Here is a 9,260-nt window from a genome sequence, read left to right on the forward strand (position 1 = left end):
AAAGAAATCGATCAGGTAGCAGACACAGGCACAGATGAGTAATATCCCAATGATTCTGGGTATAAAACCGGATTTGAAAATGAGAAGGCCAAGGGGAAGTAGCCAGAGACCCCAGAAAAGAACAGCCATCATTTCTCCCTGATGATGTACTTCAAGAAGGAACAGAACCATAGCATGAAGTTGTATTGTCGTTAGGGTTGAAAGAGAATTGCCGCTGTCCAGAAGAAGAAGAACAGCCGCCTGGTTCAGCCTGTTCAATAAGGCAACTGATACACCCGCTACAACGAAGATGACCATCAACCGCGCCCAGTCTCTGTTGATGGAATGTAATAGCTTATATAAAGCATTCACCAGAAACAGAAAACAGATATGACCGGCAAGACAGCTGACAAAACCCAATTTAAATAAAATGGGAGATGATTGAATATTATTGACTGTAGCTTCTATGTTGCCACTTACTAAAAATACAGAATCAACATAGATCATGCTGAATGAATAAAATATCGCTATTGCCAGATACCATAATCCTGAAATTCTGGCTGTTTTTTTGTCTGCGTTCATCATTGATGTTCTCCTTGCATTTGTATAGACCTTAAAGTAAACTTTGCAGTGTAAATAGTGATTTGTCAATTCTTTTTTACACTACACGGTGTAGTTTACCTTGAATATCTAATGAAGGAATAATGAATATTGAAAAATGAGAGAAAAAGGGATACCAGCAAAAAGCGACAATCCATTCTCGATGCCGCTGTAAAAGCCTTTGTTAATGAGGGATATGACAAAACCAGTATGGACCGGATTGCCGATATTGCCGGGGCTTCCAAACGAACAGTGTATAACCATTTCCCCAGCAAAGAGAATCTCTTGCAGGAGGTTATAGACCAATTCGGTAGAGAAATGCACACATTAAAACTGATCACATATGATCATAATCTCCCTCTGGATGAACAGCTTTCAAGATTTGCCGATGCAGAGATTTCAGTCGTAAACAACCCTGCCTGGATGGGATTCATTAAAATGCTGCTGACCGAGTTTGTCCGTTCCCCTGATCTGGCGCAAGAAGCAATGTCCCGAAACGAAAAGATCGAAAACAGCCTGACTGTCTGGATGCGTGATGCCGCTCTCGACGGAAAGTTACTGATTGAAGATCCATCCATGGCTGCCAGTGTTTTTTCTGCCATGATGGGGGGGGCCTTCACCTGGCCTGCCTTATACCGGGGAGGACTGGATAGTCAGAAGATTCCTGAATTAAAAAAAGAATTGATTCAAACATTCCTTTGCCGTTACCGCAGAGACGAAGAGAAAAGTCTCTTCGTTGACCATCCATGCCCAAAGAGTTAGATTTTTTCAAAAATTAAAAATCATAGCGACCAAAATGTACTCAGGGAGTGGAAAATGAGAGAAAAAACCACAAATGAGGAACAATTTGATTATTTTGTCACCATCGAAGCCAAAGGCATCACCCTGGCTCATGAAATAGCACTGCTCCTGGGGCAGATCCTCTTTCCAGGCTCAGACATTCTGTAGGCTTAGACATCTTCCAGGATCAGTTTTCGGGCCGGATAATCTTCAGCCCCAGATCCTTCAAAGCCGGGAGGGAACAGACCTTCTCAAAATACTCCTGCCCCTTCCCCCGGATCTCGGGGATGTCCAGATGCAATATTTCCCGGTGTTCCATCAGAATACGCCCCTTCACCAGGACGGTATCCACATCCCGGGGGGATGCGCCGTAGACCAGGACAGAATAGGGATCATAGACGGGAAACATGGAGGGACTGGAGTGATCCATGATCACGATGTCCGCCTCTTTTCCTATCTCCAGTGATCCGACCCGGTCCGCAATATGCAGGGCCCGGGCTCCCCCGATGGTCGCCATTTCGACAACACTCTCGGGAGGCATCGCCTGGGGATCCAGACGGGTGAATTTATGAAACTTTGTCGTATAACCCATCAGGCTGATGACATCCTGGGTATTCCCGCTCATCGGGCCGTCGCTGCCCAGCCCCACGGGGATGCCCAGTTCCAGCATCTCCGGGATGGCCGCCACACCCTTGGCTCCCTTGATGTTGGCCACCATATTATGTGCCACCCCCACTCCCCTCTTTTTGAGGATCTGCCTGTCCGGATCATCCGTAAAAATGCAGTGCGCCGCCACAACCCGGGAGTCCAGAACTCCCAGATCATCCAGATAAGCAATGGGACTCATTCCGTAGTCCTTCTGAAAATGCTCCATCTCGAAGGGCATCTCGCTCAGATGCAGGGTCATGGGCACCTCTTCCCGGCAGGCCAGTTCATAACACTCCTTCATATGATCCCCATCCACCGTATAGGGAGCATGGGGTGCGATGGCGGGGGTAATCAGGTCCTGATGCTTCCACTGCTGAATAAACTCCCGGGCATAGCCGATCCCGCCGTATTCCCTGGGACTGTCGGGAGCGGGGAAGTACACCACCGTTTCACCCAGAATGGACCGCACCCCGGCTTTCCGGGCCGCCCTGGCCACGGCATCTTCAAAATAGTACATGTCGAAGAGGGTGGTCACACCGCCCTGAATCATCTCGGTATAGGAGTGGAGAGAGGCCCAGTAGACCAGGTCATCAGTCACAACGGCCTTCTCCAGGGGAAAAAGAACACGCCTCAACCGGTCCTTCTGATCATCCGCCAGTGAGCGGAAAAAAGACATGCCCAGATGGGTATGGCTGTTGATCATCCCCGGCATGACGATGCCTCCCCGGGCATCCAGAACCTGAATATCCCCTGCAGGAAGGCTGATCTCCCCGGGCTGAACCTTCAGGATGATCCCATCCTCGATCAGAATTGATCCGCCGTAAAAGACGTCTTTCCGGGGATTCATGGTCAGGATCAGAGCATTCTTGATTAGAACGTGTTTTTTTTCGGTCATGGGTCACCTCACATTTGATAGGATTTCAGCAGATTCATGAAGAGAGGACTGAACTTCTCCTGATGAACCTTGAGACAGACATGAACAGTCCGGGGATCCTCAAGAATACAGACCTTCCCCAGGGTGTCCCTGTCTTTGGTCTCCACTCCCAGGGCATAGGCCTGTCCTTCGGTCAGCCGGGAATCAATGACCCCGGCAACAGCCAGTGGATCATGCATCTTCAGGCCGTCCATGCCTTTACTTTTGTAAAACTTCTGGTAGAAACGGATCATCTGAACGAGAGGAGTCAGGACAGGGCCGCCCCAGCTCTCGATTTCATCGATCTGATCGGGCAATAATAAAGCATGATTGGTCACATCCAGCCCGAACATGACGATGGGAACGCCCGAACGGAGAACCCTGTCTGCCGCCAGAGGGTCCGCATAAAAATTAAACTCCGCAAAAGGGGTGACATTCCCCCGGCCCAGGCTGCCGCCCATAAGAGTCAGTTTTTTAATATAGGGCTGAACATCCGGGTGTCTTTCTAACAGGATGGCCAGGTTGGTCAGAGGTCCCAGGGCGATAATCTCCAGCTCCCCTCCGGCCTTGATCAGCTCTTCATAGAGAAGCTGGTCCGCCCCTCTGGTACTGATCTGCCCGGTCAGGGGCAACTCCACATCCCCCAGGCCGTTCTGTCCATGCACATCCGATGCGGTATGAACCTCACCCTCCAGGGGACCTGTGGCTCCCGAGGCCACTTCAATGTCCTGACCGGCGAGAGTACAGAGGGCCAGAGCATTGCGGGCGGTCAGAGTCACCGGAACATTACCGGCCACCGTGGTAATCCCCCGGATAAAAAGCCTGTCCGAAGCAAAGGCTGCGAACAGAGCCAGGGCGTCGTCGATCCCCGGATCACAATCAATAATTACCTGTTTTACACTCACCCGGTACTCCTTTCCAGAACTTAATTGTACTATGACATGCCCCCCCGGGGCCATGGCGGGATGCATTTTTGCGCAGTATCGGAGCAGTAAACCTATATGGGTTTTCCATCTTTTCATGATAATGTAATTTATTCCTGTTCAGAGGATCATGATTCCTTTTTTTGGAGATATATATGACAGATCAAGAAAAAGCCGGAAAGCTTCTGGCAAAAATGACTTTGAATGAAAAAATAGCCCAGCTCCACTCTGTGTGGATGGAGATACACGAAGACGGAACAGCCGGCTTCCGGTCGGAAAAGCAGAAAAAGGGAAGTGGTTTCGATTCTCCCCTGGACCTGATGAAAGACGGCATCGGCCAGATCACCCGTCCCCTGGGGACACATCTCATTGACGCCCTGGCGGGTGTCCGGGGGCTGAACCTTATTCAAAAAAGACTGAAGGAAGAGACCCGTCTGGGTATCCCGGCCCTTCCTCATGAAGAGAGTCTGGCTGGTCTGATGGTCAAGGGGGGAACCCTGTTTCCCGCAGGAATCAATAACGGTGCCATGTGGGACGAAGATCTGGTGAAAAGAATAGCAAAGGCCATTGGTGACGAACTCTATTCTGTTGGTTCCCGCCAGGCTCTGGCCCCGGTTCTGGATGTCAGCCGGGACGTCCGCTGGGGACGCACCGAGGAATCCATGGGAGAAGATCCCTACCTGGTAGGATGCCTCGGCGCGGCCTATGTGCAGGGTATTCAGGGCCCTGACAGGCGCATTCTGGCTACATTAAAACACTTTGCAGGCCACTCCTTCGCCGAGGGCGGACGAAACCATGCCCCCGTCCGGATCGGTGAAAAAGAACTGTATGACACGTTTTTGATTCCCTTCGAAATGGCAGTCAAACTGGCCGATGCGGGGTCTGTCATGCCTGCCTACCATGACCTGGACGGCGAACCCCTCCATATGTCCTACCGGTATCTGACTCAGTTATTGCGCCGCCAGTGGGGCTTCGACGGACTCATCGTGGCAGACTACGAGGGTGTGAGCCTTCTGCACACGGACCATAGGGTCGCCCGGACCCTGGATGAGGCCGCGGTTCTGTCCCTTAAGGCCGGACTGGATGTGGAACTTCCCGAGGGCCGCTGTTTCAGTTCTGGACTCAAACGGAGCCTGGAAAAGGGCAGTCTGGATATCTCTTTCATGGACGAGGCGGTACTGCGGGTCTTAAAGGAAAAATACAGGCTGGGTCTGTTTGACAATCCCTATACCGATGAGGGTCTTGTTCTGAACAACCATGAAGAGCACCTGAAACTGGCCCTGGAAGGGGCCGCACAATCGGCGGTGCTCCTCAAGAACAACGGGATTCTGCCCCTGAAAAATCCCGGTCAGCTGGCTCTCGTCGGTCCCCTGGGGGATGACCGTCTGTGCATGTTCAGCGGCTACTCCTTTCCGGTCCATCTGATCGTCAGCGGCAAGGAGATGTCGGAAAAAGAGAACGCCGGCATCAAAACAATCAAAGATGCCCTGGAGCAGAAACTGCCCCATAAGCTGATATACGCCCGGGGCTGTGATGTACTCACCCAGCGTCCCACAGAGGCACCCGTATTTCCCGGAGACATTGCCGCCGAAGACAAGAGGCAGCAGAAAACCTACATCAGCTTCGACGAATCGAACATTGCTTCTGCTGTGGAAGAAGCCTCCCGGGCGGACATCATTGTAGCGGCCCTGGGCGATCTGTCGGGTCTGTTCCTGACAGGAACCGTAGGGGAAGGTTCGGATGTGACCTCTCTGGAACTCCCGGGGGTCCAGCAGAAACTGCTGGAGGCCCTGCTGGACACGGGCAAACCGGTCATCGTGGTTCTCATCAGCGGTCGCCCCTACCATCTGGGCCGGGGCTTTGAGAGAGCGGCGGCGGTTCTGGAAGCCTGGCTGCCCGGTGAAACCGGGGCGGAAGCCATCGCTCAGATCCTGATGGGCGAAAAAAGCCCGGGGGGACGCCTCCCTGTGTCCATCCCCCAAACGGCGGGAGCCATGCCCTACTTCTACAACTTCAAGCTCAAATCGGCGGGCACTCCCATTCAGCCCGAATTCGGGGCGGAATATCCCTTCGGTTTCGGCCTGAGCTACACCAGCTTCTCCTACAGTAATCTGTCGGTACCTAAAAGCACCCTCTCCATGGATGAGGATATTGTTCTCAGCTTCACCCTGAGCAATACGGGTCAAAGGGAGGGAGATGAGATTGTTCAGCTCTATATCCGCGACCAGTATGCCAGCCTTGTGAGGCCGGTGAAGGAACTGAAGGCCTTCAAACGGGTCAGCCTGAAGCCGGGTCAGTCCGCAGGGATCACCTTCACGGTTCCCTCAGACATGCTCTCCTTCTGTCTGAGCGATACCAGGCGCGTCGTAGAACCCGGTGACTTTGACTTCATGATAGGGAGCTCCTCCCGGGACATCCACCTGCAACATGTGATTACCCTGGAGGGTGAACCCCGCGTCCTCCTCCCCGACTGGAAAATGACCAGTCAGGTAGAGATAAGTTCCTGATAAGAAGCCGGGTCTCACAAGGACCCGGCAAATTTATAGACAGTCAAATATCATTATTGAAAACAAAGGTTTCAGAGCTGATCAAACGGTCAGCTCTGCTCAACCAAACATCAGTATAAATATTTGAGCTAATCATTAATGAGGTGTATAGTTTATTATGATAAAGAGTTAGGGAGGGATGATGTACGCTTCTCGAAATCTTGGTAAATGCACAAAAGACTGTCTATGCCTTTTCGTCTGTCCTACAGATGCCGCCGATACTGAAACCCGACAGATGGGCAGCAGGAAAAAGTGTGATAATCCTATCGAGGATTTATCTTTAAGCAAATTATGAAAAATTACCTGATAGCGGCAGTCGCTATTTCCATCAGCTGTACCTTTTTAGGTTTTCTCGGATTAAAGGGAACATCAAGAAAATTATCCCGGCGGCTGTTTTTTCTGATGAGCTGTTCGATGGCCTGGTTTCTTTTTGCTGCCGGAAATGCAGTCTCCTCTGCAGATAAAACTGCGGTGGAATTCTGGTATCATCTATCAGCCCTGGGGTTTGCTCCTTTTTATGCTTTTAACCTCCACTTTTATATCAGCCTTCTTCATTCTGGAGAATTGAACACAAGGGAATTCCTTCTCTATCTGCCTGTCCCCATCATTCTGTTTTCAACATTCATCTCGGACTCTCTTTTTAGTGATTTTGTTTTTCAAGGAGGAAACTGGAGGTTTTCCCCGGCCTATAACTCTCCCTGGTTCTGGGTTTATATTGTTTATTATCTTTCCTATACTTTAGCTACCCTAGTGATTCTCTTTAAAAGATCTGCAGCATCAGGATTCAGGGTAGACAGAATCCAAGCCGTATTTATCTCGATATTTACAATGATTACTCTGATTCTGGGGAGTGTTGCTGATTTTGTTCTGACGAACATCTCCGGATATTCAGTTCCTCCCCTTGGCCCCTTAATAACCGGTGTATATATTTATGGTCTTTGGTTTGTAGTCATACGATATGGGTTTATCGAGCCTTCTCCGGAAAAGGTCACAGAAGAAATACTCGATAATATCCATGAAATGGTATTTCTCCTTGATTCATCCTTAAGTATTATCCAATCTAATCTTCTGGCAGATAAGACTCTGGGTCTCGATAAAGCAAGAAAAGATACATTTCAAAGCTTTCCGGAATTGACTGTCTGTCCGGAGGAGACAAAAGCTGAATTGCGGGGGCTGATAAATTATGCAGCTGGATTTAATACATATCATATAGAGTACGCAGCAGTCGGCGGGACCATTATTACCGATTCATATTGTGCAGGGATGAAAAATTCCTTTGGTGATGTTACAGGATTTTTGGTGATATCAAGGCAGAATAAGTGTTTAGAGGACTTCATTGGTGAGTTTGGCATTAGTAAAAGGGAAATGCAGGTTTTTTTAAATTCTGTGAATGGAAAGAGCAATAGAGAAATTGCATTACTACTGGACATTGCTGAACGGACCGTCGAAACCCATATGTCGCATATTTTTAACAAAACCTCTACAAATAACAGAATTGAACTATTTAACCTTGCAGGAAAATACAATCTAATTCCTAAAAACAGCCTTTTCTTCGCTTAATTATTTTTTCTACGTATTCTCCACGATGCTGATAGATTTCTGATCTTTTAAAATGAATGCAAATTCAGTACGGAGGTTCGGTATGAAGAAAAGAATGGACAAGAAAACAGCGCTTAAACGCGTTGTTGTTATCCTGACTGCTGCAGCGGCTCTATCAGTCATGGGATCCTGCAACCCTGCGACAGGCGGTGGAGGAGCTGACTTCGATGAGACTCTTTATTACACAAAGGCCGAGGTGGACGCGGCAGTTCAGGCAGCCGTTGATACAATTTCACCTGTTACCGGAACAGCCAGTGCGATTGCTCTGGCAGGCGTAGAATGGGCTGGACGGACTCCTGTCGGCTTTGCCGTACCAAATGGCGCCAGATGGGTTCTGGTGGAAATTATCGCGGATAACGGCAGTGCTTCAGACTATGGCTTTTTCATACAGTTCAGCAGTACCAGTGCCGGAGGCAGCATCGTTGCTCAGTTTGAATTAGCAGCGGGAGCCGGTTATTCACAGTTCATGGGACTGGCGGCCGTTCCTGCCGGCGCAACGACGATGTACGGCTGGCATGATACCGTCCACTCCGGAGCGACGGCTACCATAACGGGTGCAAATGTTTCAATACAGCCGAAGCTTTGGCTGAAATAGGATAATGGGGCAGGCAGAGGGTTAGCGCTTTGACGTTTTCTCCGGATAGAGGCTGGTGTAGAGCCTCATGGTTTCAGCATCAATCCTGCCCAAAAAATAAGACTCACTCATTGGAGAAAGCTTTTTCATCAGGCTGCCCTGTGAGTCTATATGCCCAAGGCCTATCAGGTGACCAATCTCATGTGCCAGGACGCCCTCTATGTAGTATGAATCAGCGGTATTAGTATAGAGGGTCGTGAATTTTGCAAGACTCATGTTCAAGATGATATCTGACTCTATAATATTCCCTTTTCTGTCAAACCAGTTCATGCAGTAGGCTACTTTCCCCGGCGGTATGTCTGAGGGCCAGTTGAGAAGAAATGAAACGGTATTCTTCCTGTCCTTTCTTAATCCGGCTCTGTTCCGTCCCGCATAGATGAAATTAAAATGAGTGGCCTCTCCCCATCGGCGAAAAGTATCTCTGACGGCCGTCTCGGTAACATCATTGGCCTCACGGTTAAGATAGAACAATACTTCATTGTCCTGCCGCAAATGTGTGCCCGCTAATAACCCGGTATTCTCGATATCGGATTTTATACATCCGGTAAGAATCAGAAGCGAAATAAGAGATAGAATAAGCATCCCTGCAGACATCAACCGCTTGATAACAATGACTCCTTTCCTGTCAGCTTGATGAT

Annotated in this window: 9 protein-coding genes; 5 read left to right on the forward strand and 4 right to left on the reverse strand. The window is 49.6% G+C overall.

Going from position 1 to position 9,260, the window contains the following annotated elements; translation table 11 throughout:
• The coding region (locus PF479_RS10970; protein WP_298006255.1) for a DUF4386 domain-containing protein at nt 1-564 on the reverse strand (564 nt) is incomplete at its 3' end.
• Nucleotides 565-690: 126 nt separating this feature from the next.
• On the opposite strand from PF479_RS10970, the gene PF479_RS10975 reads away from it, so the two are divergent.
• Together PF479_RS10975 and PF479_RS10980 are read left to right on the forward strand one after the other, a co-directional pair.
• Entirely contained in the window at nt 691-1,341 is a 651-nt protein-coding gene (locus PF479_RS10975) for a TetR/AcrR family transcriptional regulator (protein WP_298006257.1), read from the forward strand.
• Between the two features lie 54 nt (nt 1,342-1,395).
• Entirely contained in the window at nt 1,396-1,527 is a 132-nt protein-coding gene (locus tag PF479_RS10980) for a hypothetical protein (RefSeq protein WP_298006260.1), read from the forward strand.
• Nucleotides 1,528-1,546: 19 nt separating this feature from the next.
• Here the strand turns inward: PF479_RS10980 and PF479_RS10985 are convergent, their stop codons facing one another.
• Complete coding sequence (locus tag PF479_RS10985; RefSeq protein ID WP_298006263.1) at nt 1,547-2,902, reverse strand: amidohydrolase; 1,356 nt, start codon at nt 2,900-2,902, stop codon at nt 1,547-1,549.
• A gap of 8 nt (nt 2,903-2,910) precedes the next feature.
• The gene (locus PF479_RS10990) at nt 2,911-3,942 is read right to left on the reverse strand and encodes a nucleoside hydrolase (RefSeq protein WP_298006266.1); all 1,032 of its coding nucleotides are present in this window, start codon (nt 3,940-3,942) and stop codon (nt 2,911-2,913) included.
• A 56-nt stretch (nt 3,943-3,998) separates the two neighbouring features.
• Here PF479_RS10990 and PF479_RS10995 point away from each other — a divergent pair, with 56 nt between their 5' ends.
• The 3 genes from PF479_RS10995 (at nt 3,999) to PF479_RS11005 (ending at nt 8,583) form a co-directional block, all read left to right on the forward strand.
• Nucleotides 3,999-6,350 carry a glycoside hydrolase family 3 N-terminal domain-containing protein gene (locus PF479_RS10995; protein ID WP_298006268.1) on the forward strand — a complete coding sequence of 784 codons (2,352 nt, stop codon included), beginning with the start codon at nt 3,999-4,001 and terminating at the stop codon, nt 6,348-6,350.
• 330 nt (nt 6,351-6,680) lie between these two features.
• Nucleotides 6,681-7,949 (forward strand): LuxR C-terminal-related transcriptional regulator, encoded by a 1,269-nt coding sequence (locus PF479_RS11000; RefSeq protein ID WP_298006271.1) that lies wholly within the window; start codon nt 6,681-6,683, stop codon nt 7,947-7,949.
• A gap of 82 nt (nt 7,950-8,031) precedes the next feature.
• On the forward strand, nt 8,032-8,583 hold the full coding sequence (locus PF479_RS11005) for a hypothetical protein (protein ID WP_298006274.1): 552 nt from the start codon (nt 8,032-8,034) through the stop codon (nt 8,581-8,583).
• Between the two features lie 21 nt (nt 8,584-8,604).
• On the opposite strand, the gene PF479_RS11010 is transcribed toward PF479_RS11005, so the two are convergent.
• A partial coding sequence (locus tag PF479_RS11010; protein ID WP_298006278.1) for a matrixin family metalloprotease occupies nt 8,605-9,260 on the reverse strand: 656 nt, incomplete at its 5' end.

Origin of the sequence: Oceanispirochaeta sp., assembly GCF_027859075.1 — a bacterium.
Classification (GTDB): Bacteria; Spirochaetota; Spirochaetia; order DSM-2461; family DSM-2461; genus Oceanispirochaeta.